This window comes from Citrobacter sp. UYEF32 (assembly GCF_040546205.1).
GTDB lineage: Bacteria > Pseudomonadota > Gammaproteobacteria > Enterobacterales > Enterobacteriaceae > Phytobacter > Phytobacter diazotrophicus.
The window spans coordinates 180698-197425 of sequence record NZ_JBEPNI010000003.1 but is presented as its reverse complement, the minus strand read 5'-3'; the positions used below and the strand labels follow the sequence as shown (position 1 = coordinate 197425).

The window sequence follows — 16728 nt, the reverse complement described above, 5'->3', positions numbered from 1 at the left end:
AATGGATGACGAGCAACACGATGAGTCTCTGATGAGTTTTGATATAGCCAAATACCCGACCCTGGCACTTGTCGATTCCACTGCGGAATTGCGTTCGCTGCCAAAAGAGAGCCTGCCGAAGCTGTGCGATGAACTGCGTCGCTACCTGCTCGACAGCGTGAGCCGCTCCAGCGGACACTTCGCCTCCGGGCTTGGCACGGTTGAACTGACCGTGGCGCTTCATTATGTCTATAACACGCCATTTGATCAGTTAATCTGGGACGTTGGCCACCAGGCTTATCCGCACAAAATTCTTACAGGCCGACGCGACCGCATCGGTACTATCCGGCAGAAAGACGGCCTGCATCCTTTCCCGTGGCGAGGTGAGAGCGAATACGATGTGTTAAGCGTCGGTCACTCCTCCACATCCATCAGCGCGGGCATTGGTGTTGCCGTTGCCGCCGCGAAAGAGGGTAAACAGCGCCGTACCGTTTGCGTGATTGGCGATGGCGCGATTACCGCCGGGATGGCATTCGAAGCCATGAACCATGCGGGCGATATCCGCCCGGATATGCTGGTTGTGCTGAACGACAATGAGATGTCGATTTCTGAAAATGTCGGCGCGCTGAATAACCATCTGGCGCAGTTACTTTCCGGTAAGCTCTATTCCACGCTGCGCGAAGGCGGCAAAAAGGTGCTTTCCGGCGTGCCGCCAATCAAAGAGCTCATCAAGCGTACCGAAGAACACATCAAAGGCATGGTAGTGCCCGGCACCCTGTTTGAAGAGTTGGGCTTTAACTACATTGGCCCGGTTGACGGCCATGATGTTATGGGGCTTATCAATACGCTTAAGAATATGCGTGGTCTGAAAGGCCCGCAGTTCCTGCATATCATGACCAAGAAAGGCCGTGGTTATGAGCCCGCCGAGAAAGACCCAATCACTTTCCATGCGGTACCGAAATTCGACCCGACCAGCGGTACCCTGCCGAAAAGCAGTGGCGGCATGCCGAGCTATTCGAAGATTTTCGGTGACTGGCTGTGCGAAATGGCGGCAAAAGACAGCAAGTTGATGGCGATTACCCCCGCGATGCGTGAAGGTTCAGGCATGGTGGAGTTTTCCCGTAAATTCCCGGATCGCTATTTCGATGTTGCGATCGCTGAACAGCACGCGGTGACCTTTGCCGCCGGGCTGGCGATTGGCGGCTATAAGCCAGTGGTCGCCATCTACTCCACTTTTTTGCAGCGTGCCTATGATCAGGTTATCCATGACGTCGCTATCCAGAAACTGCCGGTGCTGTTCGCCATTGATCGTGCAGGGATCGTCGGTGCTGATGGCCAGACTCACCAGGGGGCGTTTGATATTTCCTATCTGCGCTGTATCCCGGACATGATTATCATGACGCCAAGCGACGAGAACGAATGCCGCCAGATGCTGTTTACCGGATATCACCACAACGCAGGCCCGAGCGCCGTGCGTTACCCACGTGGTAACGCGGTTGGTGTGACGCTCGAACCGCTGGAAAAACTGCCGTTAGGTAAAGGCCTGGTGAAGCGCGAAGGTGAGAAAATCGCCATCCTTAACTTCGGCACCTTATTGCCGGAAGCCGCAAAAGCCGCGGAAACACTCAACGCCACACTGGTCGATATGCGTTTCGTTAAACCGCTTGATAACGCGCTGATTCTGGAGATGGCGGCACGGCATGAGGCGTTGGTTACGCTGGAAGAAAACGCCATCATCGGTGGTGCGGGCAGCGGCGTGAACGAGCTATTGATGTCGCAGCGTAAGCCGATTCCTGTCCTGAACCTCGGCCTGCCGGACTTCTTCATTCCGCAGGGAACCCAGGATGAAGCGCGTGCCGAACTGGGGCTGGATGCTGCGGGTATTCAAGCACGTATCACAAGCTGGCTCGCATAACCTCCCCTGTCGCTCCTGCTATGCTTAACGGTAATGTTTGTAATCCTACTCTAAATAGTTCGGGTTGCAGGAAGGCGGCAAGTCAGTAAGTCCCCAGGAGCATAGACACCTATGTGACTGGGGCGCGCTGACGCAGGCAACGCACCTGTCACTCGAAATATAACGAGTATAAGCAGGAGTGGACCCATGCAATACAACACGTTAGGAAAAACAGATCTTAAAGTTTCCCGCCTTTGCCTTGGCTGCATGACCTTTGGCGAGCCAGATCGTGGCAACCACGCCTGGACGCTGCCGGAAGAGAGCAGTCGTCTGATTATCCAGCACGCCCTGAATGGCGGCATTAACTTCTTCGATACCGCAAACAGCTATTCCGATGGCAGCAGTGAAGAGATCGTGGGCCGTGCGCTACGTGACTTCGCCCGCCGTGAAGACGTGGTGGTAGCCACCAAGGTCTATCATGCATCCGGCACGCTCAAAGAAGGCCTCTCACGTGCGCAAATTCTGCGCTCCATTGATGACAGCCTGCAACGCCTGGGGATGGACTATGTCGATTTACTGCAAATCCACCGCTGGGACTACAACACGCCGATTGAAGAGACGCTGGAAGCGCTCAATGATGTCGTAAAAGCCGGGAAAGCGCGTTACATCGGCGCGTCTTCCATGCACGCTCACCAGTTCGCACAGGCGCTGGAATTGCAAAAACAGCACGGCTGGGCGCCCTTTGTCACCATGCAGGATCACTACAACCTCATCTACCGTGAAGAAGAGCGTGAAATGCTGCCGCTCTGCTATAAAGAGGGGGTGGCGGTGATCCCGTGGAGTCCGCTGGCGCGCGGTCGCCTGACTCGTCCCTGGGGTGAAACCACCGCGCGAATCGTATCAGACGAAGTGGGGAAAAAACTCTACAACGAAAGCGATGAGAACGACGCGCAGATTGCTGAGCGTCTGGGCTCCATTGCCGAAGAAACGGGTGCTACGCGCGCGCAGGTCGCGCTGGCATGGCTGCTGAGCAAACCCGGTATTGCCGCCCCGATTATCGGCGCATCACGCGAAGAGCAACTCGAAGAGCTATTACAGGCGGTAGATTTAACGCTAAAACCAGAGCAGATCGCCGAAATGGAAACACCGTACAAACAGCATCCGGTGGTCGGGTTTAAGTGATTCGTTAGTGATTATTTGAACGGTCTGAAATGTCCCGGATGCGGCGTTAAACGCCTTACCATCCGGGCAACCTCTGATAAAAGCAACGGTTAGAGAATACCAATAGGCCAGTAGTGACCGACCGCATACAAAATACCTGCGGAGATAATCCCGGCCACGATATCGTCAACCATGATCCCCATGCCCCCATGCACATTCAGATCAAACCAGCGAATCGGCCACGGTTTCCACATGTCGAAAATACGGAAGATCACAAAACCGGCGGCGACCCACTGCCAGTCATTCGTCGGGAGTGCCATCAGGGTGATCCACATCCCGATAAATTCATCCCAGACGATGCTGCCATGATCGTGCACGCCCATATCTTTCGCCGTACGATGGCAGAGATAAACGCCCACGCTAATCCCCAGCATCACTAGCAATGAATAGAGCTGCCACGGCAGAAAGGTCATCAGATACCAGAACGGGATAGAGGCCAAAGAGCCCATTGTGCCTGGCACGACAGGGCTTAATCCGCTGCCAAAACCCGTAGCCAGCAAATGCCACGGGTTGCTCATTTTCAAACGGCTTTTGGCAATGTCTTTAAAGCGCGGCAAAATGGTCATATCCTTTCCAGTCAAGCGTCACAGTTTTACCTTCACGGGTAAAATTCAGTCCTTCCACATCCGCGCTCATCTGCCCAATACAGGTCACAGGCACACCCAGATGGCCCACGGCTACCTCCAGCGCGCCCCGGTTAATTTCCGGTACGGTAAAGCACAACTCGTAATCTTCTCCGCCTGACAACGCCCAGCGCAGAGCCTGTTCCGCATCCACATGACGCAACATCGCCTGCGAATAAGGTAACGCATTGAGATCGACCCGCGCACCGCAACCGCTGGCCTTGAGAATATGTCCAAGATCCGAGATCAGCCCATCGGAGAGATCGATAGCCGAGCTTGCCAGATTGCGCATCGCTTGCCCGTGTAAAACGCGCGGTACAGGGCGCAGGTGGCGCTGCAACAGATATTTGGCATCTTGTGCGTCGGCAACCTGCAACTGCTTTTGCAAAATAGCCAGCCCGGCTGCGCTATCGCCCGGTGTGCCTGTGACATAAATCCAGTCACCAGGCTTAGCGCCGCTACGTTTTAAAGCGCGCCCGGCGGGAACATAGCCATGAATACCCAACGTCATCGACAACGGGCCACGGGTTGTGTCACCGCCAATGAGTTGCATATCGTAGTAATTGAGTTGCTCGAACAGGCTATCGCTAAACGCTTTAAGCCAGTCTTCATCGACATTCGGCAGGGTCAGCGCCAGCGTTAGCCATGCCGGATCAGCCCCCATGGCCGCCAGATCGCTAATGTTCACCGCCAGGGCTTTATATGCCAGGTCAGCCGGTTCGATATCAGGAAGAAAATGGATGCCTGACACCAGCGTGTCAGTGCTGATTGCCAGCGTCTGCTTTTCGGGTACGTTGAGCAGTGCACAGTCGTCGCCAATGCCGGTATCGACGTCACGGCGCGAGCTTGTTACACGGTCAAAATAACGGGCAATCAGGGAAAATTCGCCGCATGCCATACGTTATGCCTCAGCAAAGAAAAGAAAAAGCCGGATCGGGCGTATCAAAACAACGCCCGGCTCCGGCTTACGGATCATTTTTTGTGGGGACGGATCGCGGGGGCTGCTTTGTCGAGCACGCCATTTACAAATTTGTGGCTGTCTTCTGCGCCGAAGGTTTTCGCCAGTTCGATAGCTTCGTTAATCGCAACTTTGTACGGGACATCATCACGTTTAGACAGCTCGAACAGAGCAATGCGCAGCACCGCTTTTTCAACCTGGCCCAGCTCTTCGAGCAGACGGGACAGGTACGGCTTCATCAGGCCGTCGAGATACGCGCTGTTAGTCGCCACCCCGGTCAACAGTTCACGGAAGTACAGAACGTCCACATCTTTTACGTCCTGTTCCGCCAGGAACTGGTATTCAACATCAGCGATGTCGTTTTGGGACAACTGCCAGGAGTAGAGCGCCTGGACGGCACACTCACGGGCGCGGCGACGAGCAGCAGGTTTCACGGAATTCCCCTTACAAAATTCAGGCCTTGATGGCTTTCAATACGTTAATCATTTCAAGCGCGGTCAGTGCAGCTTCTGCACCTTTGTTACCGGCTTTGGTGCCAGCACGTTCGATGGCTTGTTCAATACTTTCAGTGGTCAGAACACCGAAGGCTACCGGGATCCCACTGTCCTGAGCGACATGCGCCAGACCATTGCTTGCACCGCCAGCCACATATTCAAAGTGCGCGGTGCCGCCACGGATAACGGTACCCAGCGCAATCACCGCGTCATATTTACCGGTTTTCGCCAGCGCGTCAGCCGCCAGTGGCAGTTCATACGCGCCTGGCACCCAAACAACGGTAATGTTGTCATCTTTTACCTGACCAATGCGTTTCAGGGCGTCAATCGCACCTTCCAGCAGGCTGTCATTGATAAAGTTGTTGAAACGCGCAATGGTGATGGCGACGCGAGCGTCCGGGGTAGCAACGTTAGCTTCAATAATGTTCATACTCTTCCTTCACAGGTTCAGTTCAGACCCCGCAGGGGGGCGGATTTTATCATAATATTTCACGCGCTGCCTCCCTTTTACAGCAGAGGCTACGCGTGGGTAAGATGCAGGCAGACGTCTGGCCCAACCTGACGTATCTCATTGAATTTAAAAGAGGGTGCATCGGCCAGCGCTTCCAGCCCTGGCAGCACGCACAGCCCCCGAGCATCCGCGCCCAACAGTTTCGGCGCAAGATAGACAATCAGTTCATCGACCAGCCCCGCCTGCAGCAACGCGCCCGCAAGGTTAGCCCCCGCTTCTACCCAAATGCTGTTGATCTGCTGTTTGCCCAGCATCATCATCAGCGTGACCAGGTCTGCATGACCACGGTGTTCCGGCACGAGGATCTCACGTACTGATTCAGGCCAGGCTCGGCTATCGTGGCGTGTCCGCGCAAACCAGGTCTCTCCCGGCTGCTGAACGATGGCATGCTCAGGCGTCACACGATGCTGGCTGTCCACGACAATACGCACCGGCTGGCGCAGGTTTTCCTGCGGATAAAGCTTTTGTATGTCAGGGCTCAGCTCGTCCCAGCGGACGGTCAGTTTGGGGTCATCCGCCAGTACCGTCGCGCTACTGGTTAAAATCGCGTGGCTCTGGGCGCGTAAACGCTGTACGTCGCGTCGCGCCGGCGGCGACGTGATCCACTGGCTCTCGCCGCTGGCCATCGCGGTACGGCCATCAAGGGATGCGCCAAGTTTAAGCTGGATCCAGGGGAAACCGGTACGCATGCGTTTTAAAAAACCTTTATTCAGCGCTTCGGCTTCTGACATCATCAGACCATGACTGACCTCGATGCCCTCCTGCTGCAGGCGGTACAACCCCCGCCCGGCAACCTGCGGATTCGGATCCTGCATGGCCGCCACAACGCGAGCGACACCAGCGGCAATGAGTGCTTCACAGCACGGCGGTGTACGCCCATGATGGCTGCACGGCTCAAGCGTCACATACGCGGTAGCACCCCGTGCGCGCTCACCCGCCATACGCAATGCATGTACCTCAGCGTGCGGTTCACCCGCACGATAGTGGAAGCCTTCGCCGACGATTTCGCCATTATTCACAATCACGCAGCCGACATTCGGGTTCGGATGAGTGGTGAAACGCCCGCGTTGCGCGAGCTTAAGCGCGCGCGCCATGTACATTTCGTCGTGCATGATCAGTCCTGTAAACGGGCGATCTCTTCGCCGAACTCTTTGATATCCTCGAAACTGCGATATACCGACGCAAAACGGATATAGGCAACTTTATCGAGCTTTTTCAATTGTTCCATGACCAGATTGCCGATCATTTTGCTGGGAATTTCTCGCTCACCGGTAGCACGTAATTGTGACTTGATGTGATTTAACGCCATCTCAACGTCATCAGAGCTCACCGGGCGTTTTTCCAGCGCTTTTAACATGCCGCTGCGTAGCTTATCTTCGTTGAACGGTTCGCGAACTTCATTGCTTTTTACAACGCGCGGCATGACAAGCTCAGCCACTTCGAACGTGGTGAAACGTTCATTACATACCAGACACTGGCGGCGGCGGCGAACAGAGGAACCTTCACCGACAAGGCGAGAATCAATTACTTTGGTATCCACGGCGAAACAGAATGGGCAATGCATACGACGTCCTGGCGAGTGAGTTAACTGAAATCTATTTTACCCTGAACTGGCATGACAACAAAGACGAGCCGATTTTGAGACAATGGATCGATGGCAACGTAGCTGTTGCGATCTACCATAAAGAACATCCTCATTTTCAAGGAAACAGACAGAATGACAAGACGTTACCTAAGATCCCTGTTGCTGGGAAGCGTTTTCGCCCTTAGCGCCTGTGCACAGCAAAGCGAGGTCCGCCAATTGCATCAGGATGTCAGCACCCTGAACAATGAAATGGCCAAATTGAACAAAGAGACGGTGAAAATTACCCAGCAAAACGCGCTGAATGCTAAATCCACCAATGGTGTCTACCTGCTACCCGGCTCCAACACCCCTGCCCGGCTGAACAGCCAGATCGGTATGCTGCGTATGACGTTGAAAGACATCACGCCAAATGCGAACGGCACGCGGGCCACGCTGCGAATTCAGGGGGAGTCTAACGATCCACTCCCGGCATTCAGCGGCACCGTTGAGTGGGGACAAATTCAGGGCACCACGCAGAACTTCCAGGAAGTTAACGTGCAAAACCAGCTCATTAGTGCTCCGGCCAGTACGCTCGCGCCAAGTGATGTTGACGTCGCGCTACAACTCAATGGCATCACGCCGGATCAGTTAGGTTTCGTTCGCATCCACGATATTCAGCCCGCCACTCCGCAATAATTTTCCCCGGCGACGCCGTCGCTCTTATTCACACTTTGTTACGTCTGAACACCCGCCGGATGAGAATCTGGTGGGTGTCATTTATTGGCAACAATGATGATCATCAGTACAATCCCCGCTGCTTAATACGCGCAAACGTGAACGCAATCGATTACGTGTGTTTCATTAATGTGAAACAACACATATTTTTGTGAGCAAGGATACTTATAATAAGCCCGCAGAAACATGAAATATTTAGAAACGCAATGCGTGCATTCTTTCATTCCCGTAAGGGATCTCTTATCAGTGGCATAATTATGAAGAAAACATTACTCGCAGCCGGCGCTGCACTGGCTTTTACGACCTCTTTCTCCGTGAATGCAGCGGATAACAGCAAACCGGAATACGTGTCTGACTGGTGGCACCAGAGCGTTAACGTGGTAGGCAGCTATCACACCCGCTTCGGACCGCAGATTCGTAACGATACCTATCTGGAATATGAAGCATTTGCTAAAAAAGACTGGTTCGATTTTTATGGCTATGCCGATGCCCCCGTCTTCTTCGGTGGTAACACCGACGCAAAAGGTATCTGGAACCACGGCTCGCCGTTGTTCATGGAAATCGAACCGCGCTTCTCGATTGATAAGCTGACCGGTACCGACCTGAGCTTTGGCCCGTTCAAAGAGTGGTACTTCGCGAACAACTACATCTACGACATGGGTCGCAACGCATCCGGCCGCCAGAGCACCTGGTACATGGGCTTGGGTACTGACATCGATACCGGTCTGCCGATGAGCCTGTCTCTGAACGTGTACGCGAAATACCAGTGGCAGAACTACGGTGCAGAAAACCAGAACGACTGGGACGGCTACCGTTTCAAAGTGAAATACTTTGTGCCGATCACCTCCCTGTGGGGCGGCAACCTGAGCTATATCGGTTTCACCAACTTTGACTGGGGTTCAGATCTGGGCGATAAGAGTGCGTATGCTGAAAACGGCATCAAGCAGCGCACCAACAACTCTATCGCGTCCAGCCACATCCTGTCTCTGAGCTACGATCACTGGCACTACTCTGCTGTTGCGCGTTACTGGCACAATGGTGGTCAGTGGAATAATGATGCCGACCTGGTCTGGATGAAAGAGAACGTACGCTCTACGGGTTGGGGTGGATACCTGGTTGTGGGTTACAACTTCTAAGCGCTTTTGGGCTTAAAATCAGGCACCGAACGCGATTTGCGTCGGTGCCTTTTTATTTTCAAACAGTAAACGGGCTCAGCCAGTAACCGAGCGCCAACAAAAGCGCCACGCACAGGCAGCGCCGGGGAAAGGTAGCGAACATTACCAAATCTCCTGAATGTAAGGTGGGTGCTGCTGTTCCTGACGCAATTTTTCAAGCCGCCTGCGCAGGCGTAGCCAGTCGCTGACCCGAGATGAGCATAAGCGTGTCAGTTGAATAGCCAGGTCGCTTCCCCCAAGCAGTGCGCCACAGAGGATGCAGAGGACGGAAAACATACTTTTCAGTGCCCCGCAAACTGCATGCCAGCGCCATACATCGCCCGCGCTCAATGCAAAGCCCGCGCTAAAAAGCATCATCATGCATGGGGCAAAGATAAACAACATCCCCCGATAAAATGCCGCCATACTTTGGTCACTACGATACCAGTTGCCGTTGGCGATGTAGCAGCCGCCATCGGTAAAGTTATAGACGCCAATCGCTTTATTTGAATGGTGGTTGAAAATGGTCAGAACATGATCGCCCTGACTGATAAAAGGCGCGTGGGTCCGGTAGAAAAAAGGCAAAATTTTATCGATCTGGCTGCGCAGCGCCGGATCTCCCATCCGCCATGACAGCGATAACCCTCGCCCCTGACATACATATACCAGCGCCGCACCGGAATTGTCGGCAAGATACGATTTCCACTCCCCGCTTCTGACAGCCGAGACCGTCTGTTTTATTTCACTCAACGTTGGGCCAAAGTCAGAGAAGCCTTCCGGCATCGAATCGGGATACGGCGGGTTTAACAGCGCCCGACCAATATCTTCGCAAAAGGAGGTATCACCCCGCTTTGTCTGCTCAAGCTTTGCCAGAAGATCACGAACCCGTGGGGAAAAGCGCAAACAGACCGCATGAAGGTCCGCCAGTCCCCAGGTTAGCAGCATCATCGTGACGGACAGAAACAGCAGCGGCATAAGAAAAGCAAATCCCCAGCTAAACATCATTGAGCCAGAGATAAAAAAAGCCGGAATTCCTGTTAGCAGGCGGCTAAGCGGGAAAAGTAACGCGGGACGTGCGTGAGCGATCTCAAGCGTCGTCGTGCCATCAGTTATCCAGTCAATCCAGTAACTGCCATCTTTTAAACGGTGGGTTCCAAGGTAGATTCGACTGTCTGGCTGAAGCTGGTCAAAGCCTGAATCATCCTTGAAAAAGCGCTTATCGGTATAAAAAGTGTGATGGCGGGTAATGAGGCGCAGATAGCCGCTTTCGGGATCGTTACCCACGGCAAAACCGCGAAAGCGGAATGTAAAATAGTGAGGTTTACTCATAGCAGACATCCTTGTTCGTCAGAAAACCATCCGTGGTTTTCAGTTTTGTTTTATTTTTTCTTGTTGAGCATCGCTTTCAGGTCGGCGAACGGATTATAGGTCGCCTCACCAATATCCTTTTGCGCATCCTCCCCTGCAACAACCGTCGAACCGTACTGGTCCGCTTCGGTATATTTCGAATGCTCATGATCGTGGCAGAACAGGCAAAGCAATTCCCAGTTACTGCCGTCTTCGGGGTTATTGGTATGATCGTGATCGATATGGTGAACGGTGAGTTCACGCAGGTTCGAATAAACAAACTCCCGCGAACAGCGCCCGCACACCCATGGAAACAGTTTTAATGCTTTTTCACGGTAGCCGCTTTCCAGCCGCGTATAGTTTTTAGGGATAATCGCCATATATGTCAGTACCTGGATAAATATTGGATTAGCGTCAGTTTCGCGCGCACCAGCGTTTTTATCAATATTCCCGCATCTGGACGGAGAAAGTCCTCTTTGATGTAACGCAGCCGCATCAGCCATAAAAAAACCGCAGTTTGCGGCTGCGGTTTTTTTAAGCGGGGAGCCGAATTACGGCAGAATTGACGGCTGATCCGCCCCTTCTTTTTCCACTTTCTGCTGAATCAGATGCTCGCGTTTCATGCCCAGTTTCAGCGCCAGCGCAGAGGCCACGTAAATCGAGGACGCCGTACCAATGGTGACACCAATAAGCATGGTCAGGGAGAAGCCCGCCAGAATCGGACCACCAAACAGATACAGCATCAGGATCACGACTAAGGTTGTGCCGGAGGTGATCAACGTACGATGCAGCGTCTGGGTCAGCGACACGTTAAAGATTTCGTAAGAGGTTCCGCGACGGATCTTGCGGAAGTTTTCACGAATACGGTCAGACACCACGATACTGTCATTGAGCGAGTAACCGATAACGGACATCAGCGATGCCACGATAGTCAGGTCAACCTCGATATGGAACAGCGACAGCACGCCCATGGTAATGATGACGTCATGCGCCAGCGCGATAACTACCCCTGCCGCCAGACGCCACTCAAAGCGGAACCCGACGTAAACAAGGATACAAATCAGCGCCACCATCAGCGCCATAGCACCGGTTTGCGCAAGGTCTGCACCCACGCTCGGGCCAACAAACTCAATACGTTTGACCGTTGCATTCTGGCTGCTGGTTTCGTTAATGACTTTAACGACTTTGCTGCCCAGCTCCTGACCACCGGTTTCCCCGTGTACAGGCGGCATACGTACCATGATGTCGCGGCTACTGCCGAAGTTTTGCAGCAGCGGCTCTTCAAAACCCGACTTCTGCAGTGCTTCACGCATCTGGTCCATATCCACTGGTTTTTCCAGCGTGATTTCGATAACCGTACCGCCGGTAAAATCCAGACCCCAGTTAAACCCGCGCACGCCAATGATAGCGATAGAGATGATTAACAGCAGACCTGAGATGCCGAACGCCCAGTAATCCCAGCGCATAAAGTCCCAGACTTTACGGCCGTAGTTCAATTGTTCAACAGTGTATTCCTGTGCCACAACGCACTCCTCAGATAGACAGCTTTTTAACGCGCTTGCCGCCGTACAGCAGGTTCACGATGGCACGGGTGCCGACAATTGCAGTAAACATCGACGTTGCCACACCGATACCGGTTGTAATGGCAAAGCCTTTGATGGCGCCCGTACCCACTGCGTACAGGATCAGGACTTTAATCAGCGTGGTGACGTTCGCATCGAAGATGGAACTGAACGCGCCTTTATAACCTTCATCAATGGCTTGCTGCACCGAACGACCGTTACTCAACTCTTCTTTGATACGTTCGTTTATCAGTACGTTAGCATCGACCGCGACCGCAAGGGTTAACACAATACCCGCAATACCCGGCATGGTGAGCGTCGCCCCTGGCAGCAGGGACATAATGCCGACAATCAGTACCAGGTTGGCAATCAGTGCGCTCGTCGCGATCAGACCAAACTTCTTATAGAAGAAGATCATGAAGATGATGGAGACCACCAGACCTGCCAGACAGGCTTCCAGCCCCTGAGTGATGTTCTGCATCCCCAGTGTTGGACCAATGGTACGTTCTTCAACAATCTGAATCGGCGCAATCAGCGCACCGGCACGCAGCAGCAGAGAGAGCTGACGCGCTTCGGTCGGGTTACTGATACCAGTGATACGGAAGCTGTTACCCAGACGAGACTGGATATTGGCGATGTTAATCACCTCTTCCTCTTTCACCAGAATAGCGCGGCCATTGGCGTCTTTCTTACCGCTGTCTTTGTACTCCACGAACAGGGTCGCCATCGGTTTGCCGATGTTATCCTTAGTGAAGTTAGACATGATGTTACCGCCAGCGCTATCCAGGGAAATGTTCACCTGTGGCTGGTTGTACTCATCCTGGCTGGACGTGGAGTCCGTGATATGGTCACCGGTCAGAATCACCCGTTTGTACAACACAACCGGGTTGCCTTCGCGGGTCTGCTTCACTTCGGAATCGCCCGGAACGCGGCCCGCGGCGGCGGCGGCCTGATCAACATTGCTGTTTACCAGACGGAATTCCAGCGTCGCCGTTGCACCCAGAATCTCTTTTGCACGCGCCGTATCCTGAATACCCGGCAACTCAACCACAATACGGTCTGAACCCTGACGCTGTACCAGCGGCTCAGCGACGCCGAGTTGGTTCACACGGTTACGCAGGATATTAATGTTTTGCTGCACCGCGTATTCGCGGGCTTCGCTCAGACGCGCGTCGGACATCACCGCACGCAGCGCATTGTCGCCCTGGCTGGTGATAACAAGATCACGGTGACGTTGGGTCAGATAAGTGACCGCCTGGTCACGTGCGCTGGCATCGCGGAAGAGAATGCTCAGGCCATAGTTATCTTCCTTACGCACAGTGGTGTAAGGAATGCCTTTATCGCGCAGATCGCTACGCAGGCTGTCGATATTCTGTTCCTGGAGTTTGCCAAGCGCGGTGTCCATGTCCACTTCCATCAGGAAGTGCACGCCGCCACGCAGGTCAAGACCCAGTTTCATGGGTTCGGCATTGACTGCGCTCAGCCAGCGCGGGGTGGCCGGAGCAAGGTTAAGCGCCACGACAAACTGGTCACCCAGCTCAGACACCAGCGCTTCACGCGCGCGTAACTGAACGTCAGTGCTGTCAAAGCGAGCGAGAATAGCGCCGTTTTCCAGTGCCACAGACTTCGCGTCGATTTTTTCTTCTTGTAGAGTTTTCTGGACCTGGATCAGCGTTTGCTCACTGGCGGCGACACCGCGCGCACCAGTGATCTGAACAGCCGGATCCTCACCATACAGGTTGGGAAGTGCGTAGAGCAGGCCGACGGCAATGACGACGACCAGCATAATGTACTTCCACAAAGGATAACGGTTTAACACGGCAGTTCCCTTTGGGAAAACAAGAAATTACAGCGCCTTCATGGTGCCTTTCGGCAGAACGGCAGCTACGAAGTCACGTTTGATAACCACTTCGGTGGTATCGTTCAGCGCGATAGCAATGTAGCCAGTTTCCGCTACTTTGGTTACGCGACCAACCAGACCACCGTTGGTCAGCACTTCATCACCTTTCGCGATGGAGTTCATCAGATTTTTATGTTCTTTGGTGCGTTTCTGCTGTGGGCGAAGGATCATGAAGTAAAAAATCAGACCAAACACCGCCAACATCAGGATCAGAGACATCGGGCTCTGGCTGCCACCTGCCGCGCCGCCTGTTGCTGCTACCGCATCAGAAATAAAAAAGCTCATTCAAATTCCCTCATTATTAAAATTAAGCAACATTCAAAGGCGGAACATCTCGCCCCTGACGTTGGTAAAAATCGGTCACGAAGCTCTCTAATTTACCCTCTTCAATAGCCTTACGTAAACCCGCCATCAAGCGCTGGTAGTAACGCAGGTTATGAATGGTATTGAGTCGCGCGCCCAATATTTCGTTGCAACGATCGAGATGATGCAAGTAAGCGAGGGAATAATTGCGACAGGTGTAGCAATCACACTCAGGGTCGAGTGAACCCGTATCGCTCTTATATTTCGCGTTACGGATTTTCACCACGCCGTTGGTCACAAACAAATGACCATTGCGGGCATTACGTGTTGGCATAACACAGTCAAACATATCGATGCCGCGACGAACGCCTTCTACCAAATCTTCTGGTTTACCCACGCCCATCAGATAACGTGGTTTATCCGCCGGTATTTGCGGGCAAACATGTTCCAGAATACGGTGCATGTCCGCTTTTGGTTCACCCACAGCGAGACCGCCGACAGCGTAGCCATCAAAGCCAATCTCTACCAGACCTTTCACAGAGATATCGCGTAAATCTTCGTAAACGCTCCCCTGAATGATGCCAAACAGCGCATTCGGGTTTTCCAGCGAGTCGAAACGGTCACGGCTGCGTTTTGCCCAGCGCAGCGACATCTCCATTGAACGTTTAGCGTAGTCCCAGTCTGCCGGGTACGGCGTACATTCATCGAAAATCATGACGATATCGGAGCCGAGATCGTACTGAATTTCCATGGATTTTTCAGGATCGAGGAAGATCGGATCGCCGTTAATTGGGTTACGGAAGTGCACGCCTTTCTCGGTGATCTTACGAATGTCACCCAGGCTAAAAACCTGGAAGCCGCCGGAATCGGTCAGGATCGGCCCTTTCCACTGCATAAAGTCATGCAGGTCGCCGTGCAATTTCATAATTTCCTGACCCGGACGCAACCACAGGTGGAAGGTATTGCCGAGGATAATCTGCGCGCCAGTGGCTTCCACTTCTTCCGGCGTCATCCCCTTAACAGTGCCGTAGGTGCCGACAGGCATAAAAGCAGGCGTTTCCACTACGCCACGATCAAACACCAGACGGCCACGGCGTGCGCGACCATCGGTGGTATCCAGCTCAAATTTCACTTCATTTCTCCTGCATCAGAGAGACAGTCTGATGGTTAACAATTCACCCCGGCATCACGCCAGGGTGCTAATAGTGCCCCGGCTGGCGCTATCGCTTAGCCGGGCTACGACGGTCAGGGGAGATCACTCACCCGGACGTTCATTAATTGCCTGCGGATTGTACGTGATAAACATCGCATCACCGTAACTAAAAAAGCGATATTTGTGCGCAACCGCTTCCTGGTAGGCGTGCATGGTGTGCTTATAACCAGCGAAAGCCGAAACGAGCATAATCAGGGTCGATTCCGGCAGGTGGAAATTGGTCACCAGCGCATCGATAACCTGATATTGATAGCCCGGAAAAATAAAGATTTGCGTATCGCCAAAGAAGGGCGCGATCAATGCATTTTTCGCCGCCTGCGCCGCGCTCTCCAGCGAACGCACGGAGGTGGTCCCCACGGCGATAACACGATTGCCACGCGCTTTGGCCGCCAGCACCGCATCGACAACCTCCTGCGGCACTTCGGCGTACTCAGAGTGCATAATATGGTCTTCGATGCTGTCCACGCGCACCGGCTGGAAGGTTCCCGCCCCGACGTGCAGCGTGACGAATGCCATCTCAATCCCCTTCTCGCGCAAACGCGCCAGCAGCGGTTCATCAAAATGCAGACCGGCGGTGGGCGCCGCAACCGCACCCGGCTTCTGGCTATAGACCGTCTGGTAAAGCTCACGGTCGGCGTCTTCGTCAGGACGGTCAATATAAGGCGGCAGCGGCATATGGCCGATGGCGTTAAGAATATCAAGCACCGGACGTTCGTCGTTAAATTCCACTTCGAACAGCGCATCATGACGGGCCACCATGGTGGCATGGATGCTCTCGTCATCGCCCAGCAACAGTTCCGCGCCCGGTTTCGGTGCTTTAGAGGCACGGATGTGCGCCAGAATGCGCTTATCATCAAGCATACGCTCAACCAGCACTTCAATCTTACCGCCGCTGGCTTTGCGCCCGAACAGGCGCGCCGGGATCACGCGGGTATTATTGAAGACCAATAGGTCGCCAGGATTCAGTTTGTCGAGTAAATCCGTGAACGTACCGTGCGCAAGCGCGCCTGTCGGCCCGTCCAGCGACAGCAAGCGGCAACTGCTGCGCTCAGGCTGCGGATAATGGGCAATCAGGGATTCAGGTAATTCAAAGGAAAAATCGGCAACGCGCATGACACTAACTCGAGACGTAAATAAGAGGCGGGTAGTCTAGTGCCGGGGCGTTCTCCCTGCAACCTTTACCCCTCCGGAGAGTTCATATACTCTAAATAATTCGCATTACAAATGGCGGCAGCACAGGAAATTCCCAATCATCGCTGGTGAATGACCC

General features: G+C 53.7%; 17 protein-coding genes. 4 read left to right on the top strand and 13 right to left on the bottom strand.

All coding sequences use genetic code 11. From position 1 onward, the window contains the following. Positions 1-31 precede the first annotated feature (31 nt). Both dxs and ABIB59_RS09205 read left to right on the top strand, forming a co-directional pair. The gene (gene dxs, locus ABIB59_RS09210) at positions 32-1894 is read left to right on the top strand and encodes a 1-deoxy-D-xylulose-5-phosphate synthase (protein ID WP_354035111.1); all 1863 of its coding nucleotides are present in this window, start codon (positions 32-34) and stop codon (positions 1892-1894) included. Positions 1895-2080: 186 nt separating this feature from the next. Continuing rightward, the gene (locus tag ABIB59_RS09205; protein ID WP_041852520.1) at positions 2081-3055 is read left to right on the top strand and encodes an aldo/keto reductase; all 975 of its coding nucleotides are present in this window, start codon (positions 2081-2083) and stop codon (positions 3053-3055) included. An 89-nt stretch (positions 3056-3144) separates the two neighbouring features. Here the strand turns inward: ABIB59_RS09205 and pgpA are convergent, their stop codons facing one another. From pgpA to nrdR, 6 genes are all read right to left on the bottom strand, one after another. Next, positions 3145-3660, bottom strand: a complete 516-nt coding sequence (gene pgpA / locus ABIB59_RS09200; RefSeq protein WP_354035108.1) for a phosphatidylglycerophosphatase A — start codon at positions 3658-3660, stop codon at positions 3145-3147. Next, positions 3638-4615, bottom strand: a complete 978-nt coding sequence (thiL, locus tag ABIB59_RS09195; RefSeq protein ID WP_041852522.1) for a thiamine-phosphate kinase — start codon at positions 4613-4615, stop codon at positions 3638-3640. The genes pgpA and thiL overlap by 23 nt, the downstream gene beginning before the upstream one ends. Before the next feature lie 74 nt (positions 4616-4689). After that, complete coding sequence (gene nusB / locus ABIB59_RS09190; RefSeq protein ID WP_041852523.1) at positions 4690-5109, bottom strand: transcription antitermination factor NusB; 420 nt, start codon at positions 5107-5109, stop codon at positions 4690-4692. 19 nt (positions 5110-5128) lie between these two features. Continuing rightward, positions 5129-5599, bottom strand: coding sequence for a 6,7-dimethyl-8-ribityllumazine synthase (ribH, locus tag ABIB59_RS09185; protein ID WP_041852524.1), 471 nt, complete (start codon positions 5597-5599; stop codon positions 5129-5131). An 89-nt stretch (positions 5600-5688) separates the two neighbouring features. Continuing rightward, on the bottom strand, positions 5689-6792 hold the full coding sequence (gene ribD / locus ABIB59_RS09180) for a bifunctional diaminohydroxyphosphoribosylaminopyrimidine deaminase/5-amino-6-(5-phosphoribosylamino)uracil reductase RibD (RefSeq protein ID WP_354035090.1): 1104 nt from the start codon (positions 6790-6792) through the stop codon (positions 5689-5691). A 2-nt stretch (positions 6793-6794) separates the two neighbouring features. Beyond that, positions 6795-7244: a transcriptional regulator NrdR gene (nrdR, locus tag ABIB59_RS09175; protein WP_041852526.1), complete on the bottom strand. Its 450-nt coding sequence runs from the start codon at positions 7242-7244 to the stop codon at positions 6795-6797. Positions 7245-7397: 153 nt separating this feature from the next. Between nrdR and ABIB59_RS09170 the strand changes: the two genes are divergently transcribed. Together ABIB59_RS09170 and ABIB59_RS09165 are read left to right on the top strand one after the other, a co-directional pair. Then, positions 7398-7940 (top strand): SadB/YajI family lipoprotein, encoded by a 543-nt coding sequence (locus ABIB59_RS09170; protein WP_041852527.1) that lies wholly within the window; start codon positions 7398-7400, stop codon positions 7938-7940. Between the two features lie 296 nt (positions 7941-8236). Further along, on the top strand, positions 8237-9115 hold the full coding sequence (locus ABIB59_RS09165; protein WP_041852528.1) for a nucleoside-specific channel-forming protein Tsx: 879 nt from the start codon (positions 8237-8239) through the stop codon (positions 9113-9115). A gap of 141 nt (positions 9116-9256) precedes the next feature. On the opposite strand, the gene ABIB59_RS09160 is transcribed toward ABIB59_RS09165, so the two are convergent. The 7 genes from ABIB59_RS09160 to queA form a co-directional block, all read right to left on the bottom strand. Beyond that, positions 9257-10462: a hypothetical protein gene (locus tag ABIB59_RS09160; RefSeq protein ID WP_354035087.1), complete on the bottom strand. Its 1206-nt coding sequence runs from the start codon at positions 10460-10462 to the stop codon at positions 9257-9259. 50 nt (positions 10463-10512) lie between these two features. Next, positions 10513-10860, bottom strand: a complete 348-nt coding sequence (gene yajD, locus ABIB59_RS09155) for an HNH nuclease YajD (protein WP_041852530.1) — start codon at positions 10858-10860, stop codon at positions 10513-10515. A gap of 171 nt (positions 10861-11031) precedes the next feature. Then, entirely contained in the window at positions 11032-12003 is a 972-nt protein-coding gene (gene secF, locus ABIB59_RS09150; protein WP_041852531.1) for a protein translocase subunit SecF, read from the bottom strand. Positions 12004-12013: 10 nt separating this feature from the next. Beyond that, entirely contained in the window at positions 12014-13861 is a 1848-nt protein-coding gene (gene secD / locus ABIB59_RS09145) for a protein translocase subunit SecD (RefSeq protein ID WP_072039800.1), read from the bottom strand. 27 nt (positions 13862-13888) lie between these two features. Next, positions 13889-14227: a preprotein translocase subunit YajC gene (gene yajC / locus ABIB59_RS09140; protein ID WP_041852533.1), complete on the bottom strand. Its 339-nt coding sequence runs from the start codon at positions 14225-14227 to the stop codon at positions 13889-13891. Between the two features lie 22 nt (positions 14228-14249). Beyond that, on the bottom strand, positions 14250-15377 hold the full coding sequence (gene tgt, locus ABIB59_RS09135) for a tRNA guanosine(34) transglycosylase Tgt (RefSeq protein WP_041852534.1): 1128 nt from the start codon (positions 15375-15377) through the stop codon (positions 14250-14252). 123 nt (positions 15378-15500) lie between these two features. Beyond that, positions 15501-16571: a tRNA preQ1(34) S-adenosylmethionine ribosyltransferase-isomerase QueA gene (gene queA, locus ABIB59_RS09130; protein ID WP_041852535.1), complete on the bottom strand. Its 1071-nt coding sequence runs from the start codon at positions 16569-16571 to the stop codon at positions 15501-15503. Between the last annotated feature and the right edge of the window lie 157 nt (positions 16572-16728).